General features: G+C 63.1%; 17 protein-coding genes and 1 pseudogene. 13 read left to right on the forward strand and 5 right to left on the reverse strand.

Features of this window, described 5'->3' with window-relative positions; translation table 11 throughout:
- Window positions 1-14: 14 nt before the first annotated feature.
- A complete protein-coding gene (locus ACPDZI_RS06315) occupies window positions 15-3,077 on the forward strand; it encodes an efflux RND transporter permease subunit (RefSeq protein WP_202011126.1) in 3,063 nt (1,020 codons plus the stop codon).
- Between the two features lie 15 nt (window positions 3,078-3,092).
- On the forward strand, window positions 3,093-4,139 hold the full coding sequence (locus tag ACPDZI_RS06320) for an efflux RND transporter periplasmic adaptor subunit (RefSeq protein ID WP_118881646.1): 1,047 nt from the start codon (window positions 3,093-3,095) through the stop codon (window positions 4,137-4,139).
- Between the two features lie 65 nt (window positions 4,140-4,204).
- Here ACPDZI_RS06320 and pyk read toward each other — a convergent pair whose 3' ends face one another.
- Together pyk and ACPDZI_RS06330 are read right to left on the reverse strand one after the other, a co-directional pair.
- On the reverse strand, window positions 4,205-5,644 hold the full coding sequence (gene pyk / locus ACPDZI_RS06325) for a pyruvate kinase (RefSeq protein ID WP_011705256.1): 1,440 nt from the start codon (window positions 5,642-5,644) through the stop codon (window positions 4,205-4,207).
- A gap of 163 nt (window positions 5,645-5,807) precedes the next feature.
- Window positions 5,808-6,662, reverse strand: a complete 855-nt coding sequence (locus tag ACPDZI_RS06330; protein WP_005298732.1) for a MurR/RpiR family transcriptional regulator — start codon at window positions 6,660-6,662, stop codon at window positions 5,808-5,810.
- Between the two features lie 349 nt (window positions 6,663-7,011).
- Here ACPDZI_RS06330 and glk point away from each other — a divergent pair, with 349 nt between their 5' ends.
- Window positions 7,012-7,980, forward strand: coding sequence for a glucokinase (gene glk / locus ACPDZI_RS06335; RefSeq protein WP_438834211.1), 969 nt, complete (start codon window positions 7,012-7,014; stop codon window positions 7,978-7,980).
- A gap of 298 nt (window positions 7,981-8,278) precedes the next feature.
- Here the strand turns inward: glk and ACPDZI_RS06340 are convergent, their stop codons facing one another.
- The 3 genes from ACPDZI_RS06340 to rimO form a co-directional block, all read right to left on the reverse strand.
- Window positions 8,279-9,661: an ATP-binding protein gene (locus ACPDZI_RS06340; RefSeq protein ID WP_258116249.1), complete on the reverse strand. Its 1,383-nt coding sequence runs from the start codon at window positions 9,659-9,661 to the stop codon at window positions 8,279-8,281.
- Window positions 9,661-10,335, reverse strand: a complete 675-nt coding sequence (locus tag ACPDZI_RS06345; protein WP_168965999.1) for a response regulator — start codon at window positions 10,333-10,335, stop codon at window positions 9,661-9,663. The genes ACPDZI_RS06340 and ACPDZI_RS06345 overlap by 1 nt, the downstream gene beginning before the upstream one ends.
- 221 nt (window positions 10,336-10,556) lie before the next feature.
- Window positions 10,557-11,885: a 30S ribosomal protein S12 methylthiotransferase RimO gene (gene rimO / locus ACPDZI_RS06350; RefSeq protein ID WP_011705268.1), complete on the reverse strand. Its 1,329-nt coding sequence runs from the start codon at window positions 11,883-11,885 to the stop codon at window positions 10,557-10,559.
- Between the two features lie 270 nt (window positions 11,886-12,155).
- Between rimO and ACPDZI_RS06355 the strand changes: the two genes are divergently transcribed.
- The 10 genes and pseudogenes from ACPDZI_RS06355 (at window position 12,156) to fliL (ending at window position 22,985) form a co-directional block, all read left to right on the forward strand.
- Window positions 12,156-13,247 carry an HD domain-containing phosphohydrolase gene (locus ACPDZI_RS06355; protein ID WP_438834212.1) on the forward strand — a complete coding sequence of 364 codons (1,092 nt, stop codon included), beginning with the start codon at window positions 12,156-12,158 and terminating at the stop codon, window positions 13,245-13,247.
- A 228-nt stretch (window positions 13,248-13,475) separates the two neighbouring features.
- Complete coding sequence (gene befA / locus ACPDZI_RS06360; RefSeq protein WP_268031384.1) at window positions 13,476-14,252, forward strand: beta cell expansion factor BefA; 777 nt, start codon at window positions 13,476-13,478, stop codon at window positions 14,250-14,252.
- Between the two features lie 201 nt (window positions 14,253-14,453).
- Window positions 14,454-14,771, forward strand: a complete 318-nt coding sequence (gene fliE / locus ACPDZI_RS06365) for a flagellar hook-basal body complex protein FliE (protein WP_268031382.1) — start codon at window positions 14,454-14,456, stop codon at window positions 14,769-14,771.
- Between the two features lie 57 nt (window positions 14,772-14,828).
- Window positions 14,829-16,541: a flagellar basal-body MS-ring/collar protein FliF gene (fliF, locus tag ACPDZI_RS06370; RefSeq protein ID WP_016350050.1), complete on the forward strand. Its 1,713-nt coding sequence runs from the start codon at window positions 14,829-14,831 to the stop codon at window positions 16,539-16,541.
- On the forward strand, window positions 16,534-17,595 hold the full coding sequence (gene fliG / locus ACPDZI_RS06375) for a flagellar motor switch protein FliG (RefSeq protein WP_011705273.1): 1,062 nt from the start codon (window positions 16,534-16,536) through the stop codon (window positions 17,593-17,595). Before fliF ends, fliG begins: the two co-directional genes overlap by 8 nt.
- Window positions 17,596-17,659: 64 nt before the next feature.
- On the forward strand, window positions 17,660-18,466 hold the full coding sequence (gene fliH / locus ACPDZI_RS06380) for a flagellar assembly protein FliH (protein ID WP_373881128.1): 807 nt from the start codon (window positions 17,660-17,662) through the stop codon (window positions 18,464-18,466).
- Window positions 18,467-18,538: 72 nt separating this feature from the next.
- Window positions 18,539-19,870, forward strand: coding sequence for a flagellar protein export ATPase FliI (gene fliI, locus ACPDZI_RS06385; RefSeq protein ID WP_011705275.1), 1,332 nt, complete (start codon window positions 18,539-18,541; stop codon window positions 19,868-19,870).
- A gap of 26 nt (window positions 19,871-19,896) precedes the next feature.
- Window positions 19,897-20,337: a flagellar export protein FliJ gene (fliJ, locus tag ACPDZI_RS06390; RefSeq protein WP_011705276.1), complete on the forward strand. Its 441-nt coding sequence runs from the start codon at window positions 19,897-19,899 to the stop codon at window positions 20,335-20,337.
- Between the two features lie 91 nt (window positions 20,338-20,428).
- A complete protein-coding gene (locus ACPDZI_RS06395; RefSeq protein ID WP_438834213.1) occupies window positions 20,429-22,408 on the forward strand; it encodes a flagellar hook-length control protein FliK in 1,980 nt (659 codons plus the stop codon).
- Between the two features lie 57 nt (window positions 22,409-22,465).
- Window positions 22,466-22,985: pseudogene (gene fliL, locus ACPDZI_RS06400) on the forward strand (flagellar basal body-associated protein FliL).
- The last annotated feature ends 2 nt before the right edge of the window (window positions 22,986-22,987 follow it).

A 22,987-nucleotide genomic window follows, 5' to 3' on the forward strand; every position in this document is an offset into this window, starting at 1 on the left:
CTCAGGAAGAGTGAATGAATCTCGCCAAAACGGCGATCGAACGCCCCATCTGGGTGGCGGTCTCGATCGTGCTGATTTTTCTGCTGGGCCTGCTCAGCATCCGGGGGCTGCCGATCCAGCTGTTTCCCGACATCGATCGCCCGCACCTCAACATCTCGGTGGACTGGCGCTCGGCCTCGCCCCAGGAGATGGAGTCGGAGATAACCGACCCCATCGAGCAGGAGATGCAGGGGGTGCAGGGGCTCAAGAACCTCACCAGCAACAGCTTCCCCGGCTTTACCGAAATCGACCTGGAGTTTGCCCTTGGCACCGACATGCAGCGGGCCCAGCTCGACGTCATCTCCCGTCTGAACCGGGTCTCCGGCCTGCCGGACAAGATTGGCGGCCCCTACGTCAACAACTACAGCAGCAACGACACCCTCACCTTCTTTTTCATCCAGCAACTGCCTGGTGCCAAGGGGCAGATTGACGATCACCAGGCGCTGATCGAGGCGCGGATAAAACCTGAGCTGGAGCGCATTCCCGGGGTGTCGACCGTCGATATTCAGGGGATCAATGAGCGCCAGATCCAGATCCGTTTCGACCCTTACCGCGCCGCCGAGCTGGGGGTGGAGATCCCGGTACTGGCCAGCCGGGCCAGCACCGGTTGGGACGTCTCCGCCGGTACCCTCGACATCGGCCGCTGGGAGTACAAGCTGCGCTTTGCCGGCCGCTACGACGTGGCGACCCTGGGAGACAAGGTAGTGGACTGGCGCGACGGCCTGCCTATCTATCTGCGGGACGTGGCGGAGATCCAGCTGGCCCGGGAGGAGAACCCGGTGCTGCGCATCCAGAACGGCAACACCGCCATCGCGGCCCAGATCTTCAAGGAGAGCGGTGCCAACGCCCTGGCGGCGCTGGAGGCCATCAAGCTCAAGGTGGGCGAGCTCAACCGCGAGGTGCTGGAGCCGGTCGGCCTGCACATGGAGCAGTCATTTGACGCCTCCCTCTACATCAACCGGGCGGTGAGCATGGTGACCGCCAACCTGGGGCTCGGCGTGCTGCTCTCCTGCGCCATCCTCTGGGTCTTTCTGCGCCAGCTCAAGGCGACCCTGATGATCGCGATCGCCATTCCCATCAGCATCATGCTCACATTCTGCCTGCTCAAGGTGTTGGGGCGGACCCTCAACGTCATCTCGCTGGCGGGCATCGCCTTTGCGGTGGGCATGGTGCTCGATGCTGCCATCGTGGTGCTGGAGAGCATCTACCGGCGCCACGAGCGGGGTGATCTCAGCAAGGCGGAGGCGGCGCTGGAAGGCACCAGCCGGGTGTGGACCGCCCTGGTGGCTTCCACCCTGACCACGGTCGCTATCTTCCTGCCGGTGCTGCTGCTCAACGACGTGGAGGGACAGCTGTTTGCCGATCTGGCGCTCACCATCGCCTGCGCGGTGACCGTCTCCATGCTGGTTGCGGTGACCGTGCTGCCGGCGGTGGCGGCGCGCTGGATGGGGCGTGAGCGGCTGATCGATCCCTATGAGGGGCTGTGGCAGGGCGCCACCCGACGGGTGATCCGTTGGACCGGCACCTCCCGCCAGCGCTGGACCGTCATCACCCTGATGATGAGCCTGCCGGCGCTGGCCACCTGGGCTCTGTTGCCGAAGATGGACTATCTGCCCGACGTGAAGCGCGATGCGGTGGATGTCTGGATGAATTTCACCCCGGGTTTCAACCTGCAGGCCCAGCGCGAGGAGGTGATCGACACCCTGATCGCCCGTCTCGCCCCCTACATGAAGGGGGATCAGGAGCCGGCCCTCAAGAACTACTACATCCTGCGCTACCCGGGTGGCGCCCAGATCGGGGTGCGGCCGAAAGAGGAGGATCAGATCAAGGTGCTGGAGCAGCTGTTGATGAAGCAGCTGCTGGTGGGGATCCCCGACACCCAGGTGTTTGGCGGCCAGGGGTCGCTGTTCGGCGGCTTTGACAGCGAGAACGGCATCTCCCTGCTGCTGCAGGGAGGCGATCTGGCCGAGCTCTACCAGGCGGCGCGGGCCGCCATGGCCATCGTCAAGCAGGATCTGCCGGGCGCTCAGGTGAGGCCGCAGCCGGATCTCGATTTCACCGCCCCCGAGCTGCGGCTGGTGCCGCAGGACAGGCGTCTCGCCGAGGTGGGCTGGGATCGTACGCCCATGCCTGCCATCATCCAGACCTTCGGCGACGGGCTGCGGGTCGGCGAGTATTTCGACGGGGAGGAGCGGCTCGACATCATGCTGATGGGGCAGACCTCGGCCAACCCGGACGAGCTCAAGGCGGTGCCGCTGGCGACCCCGTCCGGGCGCATCGTGCCGCTCGGCGAGCTGCTGCGGGTGGAGCACGACATGGGGCCGGCCAGCATCTTTCGGGCCGACGGCCGGCGCAGCATCAGCCTGCAGATCTCGCCCCCGGCGGGGATGAGCATGGAGCAGGTACTCGATACCCTGCAGAGCAAAAGCTTTGCCGCCATCCGGCCACTGCTGCCCGCTGGCGGCGAGCTGCGGGTCTCCGGCAATGCCGACAGCCTGCAGCAGGCGCTGGGCAACCTGGGGGCCATCTTCCTGTTTGCGGTGATGATCCTGCTGATCCTGTTGTGGGGGGTGTTTGCCTCCCTCAAGGATGCCGTGCTGGTGCTGCTGACCCTGCCACTTGCCACCGTCGGCGGCGTGCTGGCGTTGCACCTGAGCGGCCTCTTGGTGCCGCTGCCGATGGATCTGCTGACCATCATCGGTTTCGTGATTCTGCTGGGGTTGGTGGTCAACAACGCCATTCTCCTGGTGCATCAGACCCGCACCGCGGAGCGGGAGGGAATGAGCCGCCAGCTGGCGGTGGCCGATGCCCTGCAAAGCCGGATGCGGCCCATCGCCATGACCAGCCTCACCAGCATCTTCGGCATGCTGCCGTTGATGCTGAGCCCGAGCGAGGGCAGTGAAATCTATCGGGGGCTGGCCACCGTCATCGTTGGCGGCATGAGCTGCAGCACCCTGTTTACCCTGATCCTGTTGCCCGCCTTCCTGCGACTGGGAGAGCGGGCCGAACCACCGCTCGCCCTGCGCCAGCGGGCCTGAGCAAGGAGCTCATCGATGACACACGGTTTTACAAGGATGGTAGTGGGCGCGGCGCTGCTGGCGGGGAGCGTGTTCCCCGCGCTGGCGCAGGGCAAGATGGTGACCCTGGCGGACGTGACCCGGGGGGAGGCGGCGGCCAGCATCTGGGTCAGCGGCACGGTGGCGAGCCGCCAGCAGGCGGCGCTCAGCGCGGAGGTGAGCGGCCGGGTGGAGTGGATCGCCGAGTTCGGCAGCCGGGTCAGCAAGGGGGATGAGCTGCTGCGCCTCGACAGTGCGGCGCTGCGGCTCTCGCTGGAGCAGGCTCAGGCCGAGCAGGCCAAGTGGGAGAGCAACGTGCGCTTCGCCCGCGCCGAGTTTGGCCGGCTGGCGACGCTGCACCGTCAGAAGAGCACCTCCCAGAGCCAGTATGACAAGGCGCGTTATGACGTGGAGCAGGCTGAACTGGCCGAGCGGCTGGCGCGGGTGCAGGTGCGCCAGATTGAGGAGCAGCTGCGCAGAAGCCACATCTTCGCGCCGTTCGACGGGGTGGTGAACAACCACTTCATTCAGCCGGGGGAGCACGTGGATGCCGGTGAGCAGGCGCTGGAGCTGGTCAATCCCGATCAGCCCGACATCCGCCTGCAGGCCCCCATCGTCTGGGCCGGTCAGCTGGCGCCCCAGACCCGGCTGCGGGTGGAAGGGGAGCAGCTCAGCGGCCACGGTGTCTATTACCAGCGGGCGGCGAGCGCCGACCCCAAGTCGCGCCTCATCGAGCTGCGCCTCAAGCCCGAGGCGGGGCGCTTCATCATCGGCTCGCCGGTGCGGGTGGCGTTGCCGCTGGCGGAGCAGCAGACCATGCTGCTGCCGCGCGATGCCCTGGTGCTCAACACCGAGGGGAGCGTGGTCTATCAGGTGGAGCAGCGCGGTGAGGAGCTGACGGTGAACCGGGTGCCGGTGACAGTGCTGTTCGGCGACAGCCGGCAGGTTGCGGTGAGCGGGGCGCTCAAGCAGGGCGACAGGGTGGTGGTGCGCGGCGCCGGCAGCCTGCAGGACGGCGACAAGGTCGAACTGTTTCGCGGCTGAGGCGGCGGTTTCGCCATAAAAAAACGGCTCCCGCGGGAGCCGTTTTTGGTGCCGGTGAAGGGCGATTACTCGACCATCATCACCTTGCAGGTGTTGGTACTGCCGACGGTTTCCATCTTGTCGCCGTGGGTCAGCAACACCATGTCGCCGCTTTGCAGCAGCCCCTTGGCCTTGAGCACGTCCAGCGCGTCGCGGCACACCTCGTAGACCGGTTTGGTCTCGTCGCCGTCGAACAGCACAGGGGTGACGCCGCGGTAGAGGTTGGTCCAGGCCAGGGTCTTGTTGTGCGGTGACATGGCGAAGATCGGCAGGCCGGAGCTGATGCGGGACATCAGCAGCGGGGTGGTGCCCGATTCGGTCAGCGCCACGATCGCCTTGACCCCTTCCAGGTGGTTGGCTGCATACATGGTGGACATGGCGACGGCCTCTTCCACCGAAGTGAAGGTGTAGCTCATGCGGTGGTTGGAGACGTTCAGGCTCGGGTGCTTCTCGGCACCGACGCAGACGCTGGCCATGGAGGTGACGGTTTCGATGGGAAACTGACCGGCGGCGGTTTCGGCGGAGAGCATCACCGCATCGGTACCGTCCAGCACGGCGTTGGCCACGTCCATTACTTCGGCACGGGTCGGCAGCGGCGCGTTGATCATCGACTCCATCATCTGGGTAGCGGTGATGACGACGCGGTTCAGGCGACGGGAGTGGCGAATGAGTTTTTTCTGCACGCCGACCAGCTCGGGATCGCCGATTTCGACGCCCAGATCACCACGCGCCACCATGACGGCATCGGAGCCGAGGATGATGTCTTCCATCGCCTCGTCGGTGGCGACGGTTTCGGCGCGCTCGACCTTGGCCACGATCTTGGCGTTGGAGCCGGCTTCGCGGGCCAGCTCGCGGGCGTAGCGCAGGTCATCACCGCAACGGGGGAAGGAGACGGCTAGGTAGTCCACGTTCATGCGGGCGGCGGTCTTGATGTCTTCCTTGTCCTTTTCGGTCAGGGCCGGGGCGGAGAGGCCACCACCCTTCTTGTTGATACCCTTGTTGTTGGAAAGCGGACCGGCCACGGTGACCGTGGTGTGGATGCGGGTGCCTTCGACCTGCTCCACCTTCAGCTGCACGCGACCGTCGTCCAGCAGCAGGATGTCGCCGGCGATCACATCGCCCGGCAGGCTCTTGTAGTCGATGCCGACCTGCTCCTGACAGCCTTCACCCTTGCCGAGGGCGGCATCGAGGATGAACTTGTCGCCGACGGCCAGATAGATCTTGCCGTCCTTGAAGGTGGAAACGCGGATTTTGGGGCCCTGCAGGTCGCCCATGATGGCGACGTGACGACCCAGCTTGGCGGCGATGTCACGCACCTGGTTGGCGCGCAGGATGTGGTCTTCAGCAGTGCCGTGGGAGAAGTTCATCCGCACCATGTCGGCGCCGGCACGGATGATCCCCTCGAGGATCCCTTCGCGATCGGTGGCCGGACCGAGTGTGGTTACAATCTTTGTACGTCTTGGCATGAAAGACTCCAGTTTTGAAGTTGATATGACTTGAGATACTGCCCCGTCAAGCGCATGACCCATTGCACCCGCTTGCAAGCCATCTGGGTGGCTTTTGTTACTAAATTACAATACTACACCAAGGAAGGTGGCAGAGACAGCCGGGGGCCGAGGCCCCCGCTGCTTACGAAGAGTGGGGTGTATCAAAGCGGGATTCGCGCAAACCTTCTTTGACTTTCTTCAGGTTTTCGCGAAATTTCATGCCGCGGCGCAGGGTGAAACCGGTTGCCAGCACATCCACCAGGGCGAGCTGGGCGATGCGCGAGGCCATCGGCATGTAGACGTCGGTGTCTTCCGGCACGTCCATGGAGAGCACCAGGTTGCACTCGCGCGCCAGCGGGGAGTCCTTGGCGGTCATGCCGATGACGGTGGCGTCGTTCTCGCGGGCCAATGCGGCAATCTCCACCAGCGCCTTGGTGCGGCCGGTGTGGGAGATGAGCACCACCACGTCCCCTTCGCTGCTGTTGATGCAGCTCATGCGCATCATGACGATGTCATCGAAGCTCACCACCGGGATGTTGAAGCGGAAGAACTTGTTCTGGGCATCGCGGGCGACGGCGGAGGAGGCGCCAAGGCCAAAGAAGCTGATCTTCTTGGACTGGGTCAGGATATCGACGCAGCGATTGATGGCGGAGATGTCCAGGCTGTTCTTGGCAGCATCGAGGCAGGCCATGGTGGATTCGAAGATCTTGGCGGTATAGGTATCGGGCCCGTCTTCCGCCTCCACGTGGCGGTTCACATAGGGCGTGCCGTTGGCCAGGCTCTGGGCCAGATGCAGTTTGAAATCGGGAAAGCCTTTGGTATCGAGACGGCGGCAGAAACGGTTGACGGTCGGCTCGCTGACGTCAGCCATCTTGGCGAGGGTGGCGATACTGGAGTGGATGGCCGTCTGCGGAGAGGCCAGGATGACCTCGGCGACTTTACGCTCTGATTTACTGAAACTTTCCAAATTATTAGTAATTTTATCAAGGGTATTCATCATCACCACCAGGCGTTTTTGTAATTTAGCTTCAGTGTCTTTGCACTAAATTCATGGCTAAGCAGGTTTCCAATCAACTTGATGACTATACAAGACAAGCTCTTATCGAAACTAATCTCGGCCCTGCAAAGTATGACTCATGTCTAATTATTTCGTTGTTTTGGTTACAAACTTCCAGTGATTCCGTGAAAGCGCTTACAAATGTTGCAAAGCAACAACACTGTGAGCGGGCGCACAGTTGCACCCATCAAACGCGCCGCAAGGGGAGGGGCTCGGGTAGAATTGGCACCAAATAATAATTGCGGGACGGTAACGGCCGCCCCGACCCCAGTAACGAAGGAGTTGTTTTATGCAGCATACCCATGCGCTGGTCGGCGACGTAGGCGGCACCAATGCCCGGTTGGCCCTGTGCGAGCTGGCAACCGGCACCATTTCCCAGGCCAAGACCTATTCCGGGCTGGCTCATCCCAGTCTGGAAGCCGTGGTTCGCCTCTATCTGGATGAGCACAAGGTGCAGGTGGGCGAAGCCTGCATCGCCATCGCCTGCCCCATCAACGGCGACTGGGTCGCCATGACCAACCACAGCTGGGAGTTTTCCATCAGCGAGATGCAGGCCAATCTGGGCCTGACCCGGTTGCAGGTGATCAACGATTTTACCGCCGTCTCCATGGCGGTGCCGGTGCTGGACGCGGCTGACTGCATCCAGCTGGGGGGCTCGGCGCCCGTGGCCGGCAAGCCCATCGCCATCTACGGGGCTGGCACCGGCCTTGGGGTCGCCCATCTGGTGCACACTGGCGAGCAGTGGCTGAGCCTGCCGGGCGAGGGCGGCCACGTGGACTTTGCCGCCAACAGCGAAGAAGAGGATGCGGTGCTGCAGGTGATGCGCGCCGAGCTGGGCCACGTCTCGGCCGAGCGGCTGCTTTCCGGCCCCGGCCTCGTCAACATCTACCGTGGTTTGGTGAAATCAGACGGCCGCGAGCCGCAGGCGTTCGAACCCAAGGACATCACCGAGCGCGCGCTGGCGGGCGAGTGCCTGGACTGCCGCCGTGCCTTGAGCCTGTTCTGCGTGCTGATGGGCCGCTTTGCCGGCAACCTGGCGCTCAACATGGGCACCTTCGGTGGCGTCTACATCGCTGGCGGCATAGTGCCGCGCTTTCAGGAGTTCTTTATCGGCTCGGGCTTTCGGGTGGCCTTTGAAGACAAGGGGCGTTTCAAATCCTACCTCAAGGATATCCCCGTCTTCCTCATCACCCACGAGGGACCGGGTCTGCTCGGCGCCGGCGCCTATCTGCGCCAGTCGCTCGGCATCAAGTTATAAGCCGGCGGCTTGGCGGGGGACGGATCGGCCATGGTTCAGCCTTGATTCAGTGACCATGGCGTAGAGTGTCAACACGTACTCAAGAAGGCAGGGCTCCATAAGGAGTTGGGACTTGTCTTCATCCGCTGGGTGCGTTTGTCACCTGACAAGCCTGAACTGTTTCACCGGCCCTCGCGGCCGGTTTTTTTATGCCTGCGGTTTGCCGGCTGGATGGGGATGTCGTCCTTTGCGAAAGGATGGGTCGGTGCCGCAATGCACTGCGCCTGCCGGGTGGCAGGCGCAGTGGGCAGGGATGGGCTCAGGGCAGGTCGAGGGTGAAGCGGGCGCCCCCGAGTGGGGACTCATCCACCATGATCTGGCCGCCGTAGCTGTGCACGATTTCGGTGACCACCGCCAGCCCGATGCCCTGGCCGGGGGAGCTGTCGGCGCGCACCCCGCGCTGGAAGATCTGCTGCGACTTGCCGGGGTCGATGCCGGGACCGTCGTCCTCGATCTCGATCCGCAGCCGGTCGAGCCGGCGGCTCACCGTCACCCTGATCTCGCTGATGGCGAACTTGAAGGCGTTGTCGAGCAGGTTGCCCATCAGCTCCATCAGGTCCCCCTGCTCGCCGGCGAAGAAGACATCGTCATCGAACTTGAAGCGGGTCTGCAGCTTCTTGTGGCGATAGACCTTGGCGAGGCTGGCCAGCAGCTTCTCGATGAGAGGCACCGGCTCGGTGCCTTTGCTGGCGAGGCGCTGGCGGCCGGTAACGGCGCGGCGCAGCTGGTACTGGATGATCTGATCCATGGTCAGGATCTGCTCATTGATGTTGTCGTGGATGTCGCGTCCCAGCTTGACCTCCTGCGCCGTCATCTGGATCAGCGCCAGCCGTGTTTTCAGGCTGTGGGCCAGGTCGTTGAGGGCGTGCTGGTAGCGCTGGGTCTGCTGCCGTTCGTTCTCCAGCAGCTGGTTGACCGACTCGGTCAGCGGCGTCAGTTCCCGTTCATAGTCGTTGGAGAGTGCATCCCGCTTGCCGGCTCGGATCTCGTCCATCTGGCGCGCCATGGTGCGCAGGGAGCCCAGGCTCCAGAAGCTGGTGAGCAGCAGCAGGGCACCGAGCATCAGATAGGCCAGCAGGGCTTGACGAATACGCTGGTGGAGATAATCACGGGTCTGGGCCAGATAGCGCTTGGCCGAATCGACCATCACCACGTAATAGGTGGTGGGTCCGTCGCCGTGATTGCGCAGAAAACGCAGGCTGTAGATGAAGTAGCTCTCGCCATTCTTGATGGTGTGGAGCTTGAAGAAGTAGTCCTGATCCAGCCCACCCAGATACTTCATCAGATCCTGGCAGATGGTGTCCTTGGCCTGGATCACCTCTGGCATATGCATGCTGGACCAGCTCAGCTGGCCGTCGGCCCGGCAGATCAGGGTATCCAGATTGGGGTCGACGGCATCCGGGGTGATCCGGCCGAGATCCGTGGTTGCCCGGGCTTCCGGCAGCTTGGAGGAGAACAGCTTGGAGAGGTTCTCCTGCATGCGGGTGCTGGCTTTCTGGGCCTGCTCCTCGGTGTGACCCAGATAGAGGATGTAAACCGAGAAGGCCATGATGAGCGCGATGACCAGCATGGCGCTCAGCATCAGCTTGATGTGCAGCGAGCGGCGGATGAAGCGCATGGGGCGCAGCAGACGAACGTCCATCAGCTGCACGACAGGTTGAAGATGTAACCCTGGCGGCGGATGGTGGAGATGGGCTGGATGGTCCCCTCCGGATCCAGCTTCTTGCGCAGCCGGCTCACCATCACCTCGATGGTGTTGGGGTCCCCCTCGCCATCGCCATAGAGCTGGTCCAGCAGCTGTTGCTTGGAGACCACCTGGCGGGCGTTGCGCATCAGGTATTCGAGGATCAGGTATTCAAAGCTGGTGAGCACCACCGGGGTGCCGGCGATGGTCAGCTCCTTGCGGGAGAGATCCAGCTCGTAGTCGCCGGCCTTGACCCTGGGGGAGATGAAGCCGGCACTGCGACGCACCAGGGCGTTGAGGCGGGCCAGCAGCTCGTCCTTCTGGAACGGCTTGACCAGGTAGTCGTCCGCCCCGGCTTCCAGCCCTTCCACCTTGTCCTGCCAGTTGCCGCGCGCGGTCAATACGATGATGGGGAAGGGGATCTGCTGCTCGCGCAGCTGGCGGATGAGCTGCAAACCGTCCATGTCCGGCAGACCCAGATCGATGATGGCCACGTCGATGGGATAGTCGGCGGCGTAATGCAGGGCCACCTGGGCGCTGTCGGTGCTGTGTACCTGATTCTGGGCTTCGGTCAGCAGGGTGCTGAGGTGGTGATTGAGCAGCTTGTCGTCTTCGACCAACAATATTTTCATAAGGTGCGCGATCATGGGGATCCAGGCTGTCAATTAGAGGGCTTATGACGGGGAGAGTCAATCCGGATCCTAACAGCCCTGGCTGTATCGGGACTGAATCAGCACTCTATTGGTTAATTCCCTTTAACCCATTGCAGCAACGGTATTTATCCGCCAAGTGGCGCCAACAAAAAAGCCAGTCAGGGTCACTGACTGGCTTTTTTGTTGGCGCTTGTCGCGGGTCAGTCGATGAGACTGGCCCACAGGTCGTACTCGTCCGCTTCATCGATGCGGACCTTGACCATGTCGCCGGGCTTGAGGCCGGTTTCACCGTTCAGGTAGACCAGGCCGTCGATTTCGGGGGCATCGGCGGCGGAGCGGCCAGTGGCACCCTCTTCGTCCACCTCGTCGATCAGCACCAGCATCTCCTTGCCGACCTTGCGGGCGAGCTTGCGGATGGAGACCTGCTGCTGCAGCTCCATGAAGCGCTGGAAGCGCTCTTCCTGCACCTCTTCCGGTACCGGATCCGGCAGCTCGTTGGCCTTGGCACCTTCGACCGGGCTGTATTTGAAGCAGCCGACCCGATCCAGCTCCGCCTTGTCGATGAAGTCCAGCAGCATCTGGAACTCTTCTTCGGTTTCACCGGGGAAGCCGACGATGAAGGTGGAGCGCAGGGTGATCTCGGGGCAGATCTCGCGCCACTTCTGGATCCGCTCCAGGGTGCGCTCGACCGTGCCCGGGCGCTTCATCAGCTTGAGGATGCGCGGGCTGGCGTGTTGCAGCGGGATGTCGAGGTAGGGCAGTACCTTGCCGTCGCGCATCAGCGGGATGACGTCATCCACGTGCGGGTACGGGTAGACGTAGTGCAGGCGCACCCACATGCCGAGCTTGGCCAGCTCTTCGCACAGGGCCACCATGCTGGTTTTGACCGGCATGCCGTCGTAGAAACCGGTGCGGTGCTTGACGTCGACACCGTAGGCGGAGGTGTCCTGGGAGATGACCAGGATCTCTTTCACACCGGCCTCTTTCAGGCGCTTGGCCTCGGCCAGCACTTCGCCGATGGGACGGCTCACCAGATCCCCGCGCATGGAGGGGATGATGCAGAAGGTGCAGCGGTGGTTGCAGCCTTCGGAAATCTTCAGATAGGCGTAGTGGCGGGGGGTCAGCTTGACGCCCTGGGCCGGTACCAGGCTGGTGAAGGGGTTGTGGGTCGGCTTCTCGACGTACTTGTGGACGTGGCCCAGCACCTCTTCATAGGCGTGGGGACCGGTGATCTCGAGCACCTTGGGGTGGATCTCGCGGATCTGGTTCTCTTTGGCACCGAGGCAGCCGGTGACGATCACCTTACCGTTCTCGGCCAGGGCCTCGCCAATGGCTTCCAGGGACTCCTGTACCGCGCTGTCGATGAAGCCGCAGGTGTTGACCACCACCACTTCCGCATCGTCATAGCTGGGCACCACGTCGTACCCTTCGGTACGCAGCTGGGTCAGGATGCGCTCGGAATCGACCAGATTTTTGGGGCAACCCAAGGAGACGAATCCTACTTTGGGGGCCTGTTTTGTGTTGGACATCGCTCAATCACTCTTAGGTGGCTCTAGTTTTAGGGCGCGGATTTTACCGGAATGGCTAACCAAAAACTATACAGCCGGCACGGCGGAATCGAACAATATCTCCGGCGAGGCAGGATTGTGCCAAGGCAGGCCCGTTTTGAGCCGATACGGGCCGATGACGGCACCCTTGCTCCGTCAGTTCGCTGGCTGTTGAGTTTCAACTCAATTTTGCGAGAGCGGGAAGACGGGGGTCACTATACTCCCTGCAGGCAGACTGGAAGGAAGGACGGGATGGACAGCTCATTTGGCGAGAGAATGCAGAACGTGCACGCTACGCTCAGGCAGCGGTTTGACAAGTTGAGCCGGGTGGCCATCGCAATTTATGACCAGCACACGGACAGGCTCAAGACCTTTGCCCACAGCACCGAGGGAAGTTCCCCGCTGGTGCAGTACGAGGTCAAGCTGAGCGACGTCCCCTCTCTGCGCTATCTGGCCGAACACCGGCAAGCAAGGGTGCTCGACACGCTGGATTCGCTGCTGGGCTCCCCCTCCGAGCACAGCCGCAAGCTGCTGGCGGCCGGTTATGAATCCAGCTACACCGAGCCGCTGTTGTTCAACAGCAAGCTGTTCGGTTTTCTGTTTTGCGATGCCAGGGAGCCTGGCTACTTCGCCCCCGCCATCCGTGGCGAACTGGCGGCATACGCCCAGATCCTGGCGGCCATCATCGCGGTGGAATTTTTCTCGATTCAGACCCTGAGCGGCGCGCTTACCACGGCGCGGGAGTTCAGCCGCTACCGGGATGAAGAGACCGCCAATCACCTGCACCGGATGTCGGCCTATTCGCGGCTCATCGCCCGCGCCGTGGCCACCCGTTATCCCTTGAGCGACGAGGAGGTGGAGTTCATCTATCTCTTCTCCGAGCTGCACGACATCGGCAAGATTGCGGTGCCCGACGCCATCTTGCTCAAACCCCGCAAACTGACGCCAGAGGAATACGGGGTGATGAAGATCCACCCGCTCAAAGGGCGGGAGATGATCGCCCTGATGATCAGCGAGTTTGGCCTCGACGGCATCCATCACACCGACATGCTCAAGAACATCATCGCCTATCACCACGAGCGCTTCGATGGGAAGGGGTATCCGGAAGGATTGGCGGGGGAGGCGATCCCGCTGGAGGCCCGCATCGTCGCGGTGGCCGACGTGTTCGATGCGCTCACCAGCGAGCGGCCCTACAAACAGGCCTGGACGTTTGAAGCTGCTTTTGCCTACCTCGAAACCCACGCCGGCAACCAGTTCGACCCCGCCTGCGTCGCGGCGGCGCTGTGCAACAAGGAGGCGTTTCGCGCCATCCATCAGCAATACCGAGAGCCCGCCGCCAGCTAGACGGCGGGCCTGGTGTCATGACTTGCCCTACCTCGTTTTGTCCTGTTGCGACTCTACGCGAGATAGCGTGAGAGCGGCGGCGGGCTTTGCCCCATCGAGGCCGTCAATGGGATGGAGCCCATCATGACGAGCGTCACTGATTGACCCGCCTCGTGCCATTGGGCTTATCCGGCTTAGGCCAGATCTGCTACTGTGACCATCAACTCATCACAAAGGGTGGAGCACAGCATGAAGATTCGATTCCTGGTGATAGCAACGACCATGGCGCTGGCATCGGCCCCCAGCCTGGCTGACTGGGCCAAGGTGAAAGCGGCCGCGAGCGAGCTCGGCAGCGCGGTGAGCGACACCAGCAAGGAGGCGTGGCAGAGCGTCACCGACTTCTCCAAGGCGACCTGGGCATCGGTTTCCCTGTGGGGATCGGAGGCGTTCAACACCGCCGGCGCCTGGACCGACAAGAGCGTGGCGACCGGCAAGGAGTGGCTGACGGTGGCCGACAAGAAGCTCGACGAGATGCTCGAACCCAAGACGGCCGACGAGGCGCGTCTTGCCCTCGATACCATGGCCGACACCGCCCTGGTGCGGCTATTCAACCAGCAGCCCTCGGCCAAGCTGTTGTTTGACAAGGCCTATGGCTATGCGGTGTTCGACTCGCGCAAGTTCTCCCTGATGCTGCACACCAACCAAGGGGCCGGGGTGGCGGTCAATCGTACCAGCGGCAAGCACACCTACATGAAGATGTTCGGTGCCGGGCTCGCGGCCGGGCTCGGCGGCAAGTTCTACCAGCAGGTGATCCTGTTTGAAGACAAGGCCAGGTTCGATGCGTTCGTGAGCCAAGGCTGGGAGGCCACCTCCGAGATGGGGGCCGTGGCGGGCAAGGAGAGCGCCGAGCTCAGCGCCAAGTACAACGGCGGCATGGCCATCTACCAGATCGGCGAGAAAGGCTTGCTGCTGGATGCCAACATCTCTGGCTCAAAATATTGGGTGGACAAGGATCTGACCCGCTAGTCACCCGCTTTCCGGCCTTTTCCGTCGGCCCGCATCTTGCTGGCTGACGGGAAGGCCGTCACTTGGCAAATAATCTGCTCTCGCATCACCTGTTACGGGCTGCTTATCCACCCTCATCCCGCTTGCCTTGTGGTTTTCTACTTGTTGGCACCCTAATTGCTTACACCCTGACAGCGTCAATGATTTGTCTGGGGATGGAATATGGAAATTAGTGCAAGCAGCCTGATGCAAGAGATGCAGGCACTCAAGGTCGAAGCCGGCGCCACGCCGCTGACCCAGCCCGGCCATCAGGTCACGTCCGACTTTGGCCAGTTGCTGCAACAGGCCCTTGGCAACGTCAACGAGTTGCAGGGGGCCGCCAACGATCTGCGTACCCGTTTCGACATGGGCGACAACTCGGTCGACTTGTCCCAGGTGATGATCGCCGGCCAGAAATCCTCCATCGCCTTCGAGGCGACGGTGCAGGTACGCAACAAGATGGTCGATGCCTACAAGACCATCATGAACATGCCGGTATAAGCGCGCTCACCATGGCAACTGAACATCATGAACATGTCAGCAATAAGGACATAAATCGTGGCTAATGACCAAAACGGCGAACTGCTGATGAACGATGAGGGCAGTGCCGCCCTCGATGAGAATGAGCAGAAGAGTTCAGCACTCGGCTTTCTGTCCAACACGGATGTGCTGCGTCAGATCACCCTGATCCTGGGGTTGGCCATCTGTCTGGCGATCGCCGTTTTCATCCTGCTGTGGGGCAAGGAGCCGGACATGCGGCCCTTGGGCACCTACACCACCCAGGAGCTGGTCAAGACCCTCGACTACCTCGATCAGCAGAAGATCCCCTACCAGGTGGATGGCAAGAGCGTGCTGGTCAGTGCCGAGAACTACTCCAGCATCCGGCTGGCGCTGACCCGTGCCGGGCTGGCCAACGCCACCGATACCACCAGTGACGGGGAAGACATCCTGCTCAAGGACTCCAGCTTTGGCGTCAGCCAGCGGATGGAGAGCGAGCGCCTCAAGCTGAGCCGTGAGCGCCAGCTGGCCAGCGCCATCGAGCAGTTCCAGAACGTGGCCAAAGCCCAGGTGCTGCTGGCCATCCCGAAAGACAACGTGTTTGCCCGCAACGAACGCAAACCGAGCGCGACTGTGGTGCTGAGCCTCAAGGGCAATGCCCTCGGCCAGGGGGAGGTGGATTCCATCGTCGACATGGTCGCCTCCGCAGTGCACGGTCTGGAGCCGACCCGCGTCACCGTGACCGACCAGAACGGCCGCCTGCTCAACTCGGGCTCCCAGGATCCCGTCTCTGCCCAGACTCGCAAGGAGTTTGCGATGCAGCAGAAGCAGGAGCTGGAATACAAACAAAAAATTGACGCCATCTTGATCCCGGTACTCGGCGCCGACAATTATACGGCGGAGGTCGATCTCTCCCTCGACTTCTCCCAGCAGGAGCAGACCCGCAAGACCTACAACCCGGACTTGCCGGCGGTGCGCTCCGAAATGACCATGGAAGAGAACAGCGCCAACGGCAGCAACGGCGGCGTGCCCGGCGCCCTCTCCAACCAGCCGCCTGCCGCCTCCAACATTCCGCAGCAGGCGACCGGCCCCAATGCCGAAACAACTGCGTCTTCTTCCGGCCGCTCCCGCAAGGAGGCGACCCGCAACTTTGAACTGGATACCACCGTCAGCCATATCCGGCGCCAGATGGGTGGCATTCGCCGCATGACCGTCTCGGTGGCGGTGGATTACAAGGCGTCTACCGCTGCCGATGGCAAGGTGACCCGCGAGCCCCGTACCCAGCCCGAACTCGATACCCTGCGCCGTCTGCTGAGCGGTGGCCTTGGCTTTGATGTGACCCGTGGTGATACTCTGGAGGTGGTCGCCATCCCGTTCAACCGGCCCGAGCTTGAAAGCGTGGCAGAAGCGCCGCTCTACGAGCAGCCCTGGTTCTGGCGTGCGGTGCGCATCGCCGCCTCCGTGCTGGTCATCATAGTGTTGATCGTCACCGTGGTGCGGCCCATGCTCAAGCGCCTGCTTTATCCGGATGCCAAGCCGGAAGGGGAACTGGACTTCGACAACCACACCGTCTTGGGTGGGGATGACGAGCTCAGTCTGCTTGCGGCTCAGGCTGAATCCGAGCCGGTGTTCGGGGTACGTGACGGCCATCTGAAACTGCCGGATCTGCACCGTGACGAGGACTTGCTCAAGGCGGTACGTGCGCTGGTGGCGAACGAACCGGATCTGGCCGCACAGGTCATTAAAGAATGGGTAGCGAACAAAGATGGCTGACGAAAACAAGACACAGGTCACCGGCAATGACATCACAGACAGTCAGCGCCAGATCCTGGATCAGATGAGCGGTATGGAGATGGCGGCGGTATTGATGCTGAGCCTCAACGAAGAGGATGCCGCCCAGATCTTCCGCCATCTCGAGCCCAAGCAGGTGCAGCGGCTCGGCATGTCGATGGCCTCCATGTCGGATTTCAGTCACGACCGGGTGGCGGCGGTCCACCGTCAATTCATCGACGACATCCAGAAGTACACCAACATTGGTATCGGCAGCGAAGATTTCGTACGCAAGGCGCTGGTGGCGGCCCTTGGCGAAGACAAGGCCAGCAACCTGGTGGACCAGATCATCCTGGGTTCAGGTGCCCGCGGCCTCGACTCGCTCAAGTGGATGGATGCCCGCCAGGTGGCCAGCATCATCCAGAACGAACACCCGCAGATCCAGACCATCGTCCTTTCGTATCTGGAGCCGGAACAGTCGGCCGAGATCCTGAGCCAGTTCCCGGAGCAGGTGCGCCTCGATCTGGTGATGCGTATCGCCAACCTGGAAGAGGTGCAACCGGCGGCACTGCAAGAGCTCAACGACATCATGGAGAAACAGTTTGCCGGTGCGGCGGGTGCCCAGGCAGCCAAGATGGGTGGCCTGAAGGCGGCAGCCAACATCATGAACTACCTCGACACCAACATCGAAGGCCAGCTGATGGACTCCATCCGCGAGTCGGACGAGGAGATGAGTCAGCAGATCCAGGATTTGATGTTCGTGTTCGAAAACCTCATCGATGTGGACGATCGCGGCATCCAGACCATGCTGCGGGAAGTGCCGGGCGATCTGCTGCAACGGGCGCTCAAGGGCTCCGACGATCAGATGCGCGAGAAGGTATTCAAGAACATGTCCAAGCGGGCCGCCGAGATGCTGGCGGACGATCTGGAGGCCATGGGGCCGATCCGGGTCTCCGAAGTGGAAGCAGCCCAGAAAGAGATCCTCTCCATCGCCCGCCGTCTGGCGGATGCCGGCGAGATCATGCTGGGTGCCGGTGGCGGCGAGGAGTTCCTGTGATGAGTGGTCACGTCGGCGTGAATAGCAGAGCGGGCAGCGTTATGGCGAGGAGTGCGGCAGACAGATGAACAACAACAAGCTGCGCGGTTATGTCAGACCTGACGGGGATGAGAGCCAGGTCCAGACCTGGGGCTGGCCCGAGATGGAGGTCGAGGCCGAGGTCGAGACCAACGCCCTCGGGCTGACGCCGGACTGGTATCGGCAGGAAGAAGAGGTCCCGGTCGAAGAACCGGTGGAGGAGCCTGCCCCCAGCATCACTGCCGAGGAGCTCGAAGCAATTCGCCAGGCCGCCTGGGAAGAGGGAATGGCCGAGGGGCGTGACGCCGGTTACGCCAAGGGGCTCGAAGAGGGCAAGCTGGAAGGCCTGCAGCAGGGCCATGCCGCCGGGCTGGAGCAGGGCAAGGAGGAGGGGCTGGCCCTCGGCCGCGAGCTGGTGGATCAGCAGATGAGCCACTGGCAGGGGCTCATCGATCGCCTCGCCAACCCGCTCAAGGAGCTGGACGGTGCGGTAGAGCAGCAGCTCATCGCCCTGGTGATGCAGCTGGCCCGCGCCCTCATCCGTCACGAGGCGGAAACATCGCCCCGGCTGTTGCTCGAAGCGCTCAAGCAGGGGCTGGCGCTGTTGCCGGCCGCCGAACTGGGGGTCACCCTGATGCTGCACCCGGACGATCTGGCCCGGGTCGAGCAGGCGTTCGGCGCCGAGGAGTGCGCCAAGCGCCACTGGCGGCTGCAAAGCGATCCCACCCTCTCCCCCGGCGATCTGCAACTGGCCACCGAACTCTCCAGCATCGATCTAACCCTCGCGGGGCGCATCGATCAACTGCTGCGCAACTTCCTGCGCGACAATGCATCGCAGGATGCCCGCAGCTAAGGGCATGCGGGCCGCCAGGGGGCGGCCCGTCTGCTTTCTCTACCCATTCAACGTCATATCTCAGGAGGCCGGATGAGCGGCTCGTTACTCAATCGGTTGCAAGGGTATCGGGTTCGCGATATCGCCCCGAAACCGCCGGTGGCCGGCAAGCTGACCCGGGTGGTGGGGCTGACCCTCGAAGCCATCGGCTGCCGCGCCGCCATCGGGGCACTCTGTCGCATCGATACCCAGGATGGCTCGCTGGAGGCCGAAGTAGTGGGCTTCTCCGGCGATCGGCTGTTTCTGATGCCGAGCGAGCAGCTCAAGGGGGTCATTCCGGGTGCCCGGGTGGTGCCCATCACCGAGGAGCACGGCATCCCGGTCGGCATGAACCTGCTGGGCCGGGTCATCGATGGCATCGGCCAGCCGCTGGACGGGCTCGGCCCCATCCTCTCTTCCCAGACGGTGCAGTTTGCCCAGCACCGCATCAACCCGCTCTCCCGCCGCCCGATCCATCAGCCGATGGACGTGGGGGTGCGCGCCATCAACGCCGTACTGACGGTAGGGCAGGGCCAGCGGATGGGGCTGTTCGCCGGCTCCGGCGTCGGCAAATCCGTGCTGCTCGGCATGATGACCCGCGGCTCGGTGGCCGACGTGGTGGTGGTCGGGCTCATCGGCGAACGGGGCCGCGAGGTGAAGGAGTTCATCGAGGAGATCCTGGGGGAGGAGGGGCGTGCCCGCTCCGTGGTGGTGGCGGCGCCGGCTGATGCCTCGCCGCTGATGCGGCTCAAGGGGTGCGAGACGGCGCTGGCCATCGCCGAGTATTTCCGCGATCAGGGGCTCAACGTGCTGCTGCTGATGGACTCGCTCACCCGTTACGCCCAGGCCCAGCGCGAGATCGCCCTGGCGGTGGGCGAGCCGCCGGCCACCAAGGGCTATCCGCCCTCGGTGTTCGCCAAATTGCCGGCACTGGTGGAGCGGGCCGGCAACGGCAGCGACGGCCAGGGCTCGATCACGGCCTTCTTCACCGTGCTGACGGAAGGTGACGATCTGCAGGATCCCATCGCCGATGCGGCGCGGGCCATCCTCGACGGCCACATCGTGTTGTCGCGGGAGCTGGCCGATGCGGGCCACTACCCGGCCATCGACATCGAGAAGTCCATCAGCCGGGTGATGCCCATGGTGACCTCGCCGGAACACATGGAGCTGGCGCGCACCCTCAAGCAGTTCTACTCCCTCTACCAACAGAACCGCGATCTCATCACCATCGGTGCCTACAGCCAGGGCTCCGACCCCCGCATCGACCGCGCCATCATCCAGAAACCCTATCTGGATCAGTTCTTGCAGCAAGGCATGCGCGAGGTCATTCACTACGATGCGGGCCTGCAGGCCCTGCAGCTGGTGGCCATGCCGCTGATGCGTTGACGAGAAGATAAGAGGGAGGCGTGCCCATGAGTAAAGGCTTGGTAATGTTGTCGGAGCGGCTGGTGGAGGCCGAACAGCAGGCGGCGCTGGCGCTGGCCAAGGCCCAGCAGGATCTGAAAATCTTCATGGAGCAGCAGGACGCGCTCAACCAGTACCGCCAGATCTACCACCAGCAGTGGACCGACCGCGGCCTGCAGGGCATAGGTGCCCAGCAGAACAGCCAGTATCACGCCTTCATCAACAAGCTCGAGCAGGCCGCCACCCAGCAGTACGAAGGGGTGTTGCAGGTACGCCAGGCGCTGGAACTGCGCCGTGAGGAGTGGCTGGCCGCCCAGCAGCGGCGCAAGGCGGTGGAGTTGCTGCTGGCCAAGCAGGCGGGCCGCGAGCAGCAGAAAGCCCAGCGTCAGGAGCAGAAGATGCTGGACGAGTACGCCATGTTGCGCCGTTTCCACCATTCTGGCCTGTAACTTGCTTTCTTCTTGCCATCCCGTGTGCGCCTCACTTCCCCCGGGGAGCTGAGGATAAACCCGAAGCCGAATGTCGCCAGGAATCTTCACCATGATGCAGACACTGTTAACCAATTCCCCCGCCGCGCCGACAGCTGCCGCTGCCGACAAGAGCGCTGTGCTGACGGCGAGCCAGGATGGCGGTGAAGGGGCGTTGCTGAGCGACGGCAAGGCCGGCTTTTCCGAGGTGATGAACCGGGTGCAGCAGGCTGACAAGGTCAATGCCAAAGCCGATGGCAAGGCCCCGGCCCGGCCCGGCGCCGAGCAGGGGAGTGCTGGTGCATCGGAGAGCAACAAGCCGGTGCCGACCGCCAAGGGCGAGGTTGCCAAATCTTTGGCGAATGAGGCCGAAGAGGCCGCTGGCGCCGACGACAAACCACAGAAGGGAAGCGAGCCCGACCCCGCTCTCGCCCCCAACGATTTCTTGCAGCGTCTGCAGGATGCCCTCAAACAGGACACCTCCCTGGTCGCCCCGGCGGCCATCAATCTGGTCGCCACGGCTCCCGTCGTCGAGACGGACGGCAAGATGTTGCCGCAGAAGGGCCCGGACGCCGAGTCGGCCGAGGCAGCGGCCACCCTCACCCAGCCGCTCGCCGGCAGCGGTGAGAAGCAGGGGGCGACGACCAGTGCCGCCGCGCTGGCCCGCCAGGCTGCCAGCTTGCTCACGGGCGAAACCAGTGTGCCGGTTGATGCGAAGGCCGCGCAGCCGGATGCTGTCATGACGGATGACGCCGCCTTGGCGGCTCAGCTGCAGGAAACCGGGAAAGAGGGAAGCGGCAAGAAGAGCGGTGCCAATGCCGACCAACATGCCGATAACAATGGCAAAGAGACCAAGGGGAGCAAAAGCGAGCTCTCCGCCGCCGAGCGGGCGGCCTTGCTGAGCAAGGTGCCCGCCGCCGCGTTAAGCGAACAGGGTGAGAATGACACCAGGATCCAGCTGGAAGGCGCCGACAAGGGGGCCAAGCCTGTAGTGCCGCCCATGGCGGGCAAGGAAGAGCCGGTAAAAACCGCTCCGCTGCAGGCCACCCACCAGGCCGTAGCCACTCAGCCCGGTGCCGCCAGAGCGTTTGAAGAAGGGGTGACCCGCACCGATGGCGGCTCGAGCAGCGCCGCCGCTGACAAGGCGCCGACGCAGACCGCCGCCGAGGGGGATGGGCAGTCCAAGCCGGTGGCCGCCAAGGCCGAGGGCCAGCCCGCTCCTGCCGCCAGCAGCGGCGCACCGGCACCGGCCACCGCCCCCGCCAGCGAACCCGTGCTGGTGGCGCCACAACAGGTGCTGGCCAGCAGCGAGCCGCAGGGCCCGCAAGCGTCCCTGGCCAGTTTGTCAGCCGGACTCAAGCAGATGGAAGCCACCGAGCGCAGCGAAGCCACCAGAGCTCGCAGCGAGGTGAAAGTCGACGTGAAGCAGAAGGTGGCAGAGCTGGCTCGCGGCGGCGCCCAGGAGAGCAGCGAGACGACCACCACCCCGGAGAGCAGCCGCAGCCAGCAGGTCCAGCAGAACAGCCAGCCCCAGGCGGTGGGTCATGACAACCGGCCGGCGGCCACCGAAGCGACTGCGCGGCGCGAGCCCGCCAACCTGCCCCACCTCAAGCTGGCCGATCCGGAGGCGCCGGCCCAGTTGCATCAGAAGGTCAATCTGATGCTGGCGGACAAGCTGCAGCAGGCGGAGATCCAGCTCGATCCCCTCGGCCTTGGCAAGATGAAGATCCAGATCCAGATGGGGGCAGACAGCCAGGCCAACGTCCATTTCGTGGTGCAGCACGGCCAGACCCGGGAAATGCTGGAGCAGGCCATGCCCCGGCTGCGTGATATGCTGGCCGGGCAGGGCATCCAGCTGGGGCAGACCCTGGTGCAACAACAGCCGCAGCAGCAGTCACAGGGTCAGTCGGCGTTTGCCGGTCAGGGCCAGCAAGGCCAAAAAGGCAGCGGATCTTTTGCCGAAACAGGCCAAACTGAGGCAGAGGTCACGGGCGCTGGCATGCGTTTGTCGACGGAATCGACAAACGACAGCGGAATTGATTTCTATGCTTGATGCCAGCCCGAGTAAGTTTATGATATCGAACAAGTTTGAGACTAGGGTGGACAAGGGATGGCAGACGATAACGAACTGACGCTGAAAGATCCGGCGGCAGGCAAGAAAAAGAAGCTGATCATGATTATTGCCCTGGCCGTGATTGTGCTGGGTGGCGGTGGGGCCGGCGCCTGGTTCATGCTGTCCGGCGGCGACAAACCGACGGGCCGAGGCCGCGGGGGAGGGCAAGGATGCCAAGCCCAAGGAGGCGGCACCTCAGCCTTCGCTCTACGTGGGCATGCCGCGCCCCTTCGTGTTCAACGTCTCCGGTGGTCAGCGTGACCGGCTGGTGCAGATCAAGATCCAGCTGATGGTGCGCGGCACCGCCGACGAGACGCTGGCCAAGCAGAATATCCCCCTCATCGAAGGCACCCTGCTGCGGGTCTTCAGTGCGGCCACTAGCGAGCAGCTGATGACCTTCGAGGGCAAGGAGAAGCTGCGCAAGGATTCACTGGAAGAGTGCCGTCGGGTGCTCAATGACCTGGTCTCTTCCCCCGTTATCGAACAAGTGCTGTTTACCGGCTTTGTCATGCAATAAGG

Origin of the sequence: Aeromonas oralensis, assembly GCF_049665575.1 — a bacterium.
Taxonomy (GTDB): Bacteria; Pseudomonadota; Gammaproteobacteria; order Enterobacterales; family Aeromonadaceae; genus Aeromonas; species Aeromonas hydrophila.

Excerpts from the sequence above, each read along its gene's own strand:
- fliE (WP_268031382.1), top strand. The coding sequence starts at position 14,454 with ATGGAAATTAGTGCAAGCAGCCTGATGCAAGAGATGCAGGCACTCAAG.
- ACPDZI_RS06320 (WP_118881646.1), top strand. The coding sequence starts at position 3,093 with ATGACACACGGTTTTACAAGGATGGTAGTGGGCGCGGCGCTGCTGGCG.
- ACPDZI_RS06330 (WP_005298732.1), bottom strand. The coding sequence starts at position 6,662 with ATGAATACCCTTGATAAAATTACTAATAATTTGGAAAGTTTCAGTAAA.
- ACPDZI_RS06340 (WP_258116249.1), bottom strand. The coding sequence starts at position 9,661 with ATGGACGTTCGTCTGCTGCGCCCCATGCGCTTCATCCGCCGCTCGCTG.
- ACPDZI_RS06355 (WP_438834212.1), top strand. The coding sequence starts at position 12,156 with ATGGACAGCTCATTTGGCGAGAGAATGCAGAACGTGCACGCTACGCTC.
- glk (WP_438834211.1), top strand. The coding sequence starts at position 7,012 with ATGCAGCATACCCATGCGCTGGTCGGCGACGTAGGCGGCACCAATGCC.
- befA (WP_268031384.1), top strand. The coding sequence starts at position 13,476 with ATGAAGATTCGATTCCTGGTGATAGCAACGACCATGGCGCTGGCATCG.
- fliG (WP_011705273.1), top strand. The coding sequence starts at position 16,534 with ATGGCTGACGAAAACAAGACACAGGTCACCGGCAATGACATCACAGAC.
- fliI (WP_011705275.1), top strand. The coding sequence starts at position 18,539 with ATGAGCGGCTCGTTACTCAATCGGTTGCAAGGGTATCGGGTTCGCGAT.
- ACPDZI_RS06315 (WP_202011126.1), top strand. The coding sequence starts at position 15 with ATGAATCTCGCCAAAACGGCGATCGAACGCCCCATCTGGGTGGCGGTC.
- ACPDZI_RS06345 (WP_168965999.1), bottom strand. The coding sequence starts at position 10,335 with ATGAAAATATTGTTGGTCGAAGACGACAAGCTGCTCAATCACCACCTC.
- fliJ (WP_011705276.1), top strand. The coding sequence starts at position 19,897 with ATGAGTAAAGGCTTGGTAATGTTGTCGGAGCGGCTGGTGGAGGCCGAA.
- rimO (WP_011705268.1), bottom strand. The coding sequence starts at position 11,885 with ATGTCCAACACAAAACAGGCCCCCAAAGTAGGATTCGTCTCCTTGGGT.
- fliH (WP_373881128.1), top strand. The coding sequence starts at position 17,660 with ATGAACAACAACAAGCTGCGCGGTTATGTCAGACCTGACGGGGATGAG.
- pyk (WP_011705256.1), bottom strand. The coding sequence starts at position 5,644 with ATGCCAAGACGTACAAAGATTGTAACCACACTCGGTCCGGCCACCGAT.
- ACPDZI_RS06395 (WP_438834213.1), top strand. The coding sequence starts at position 20,429 with ATGATGCAGACACTGTTAACCAATTCCCCCGCCGCGCCGACAGCTGCC.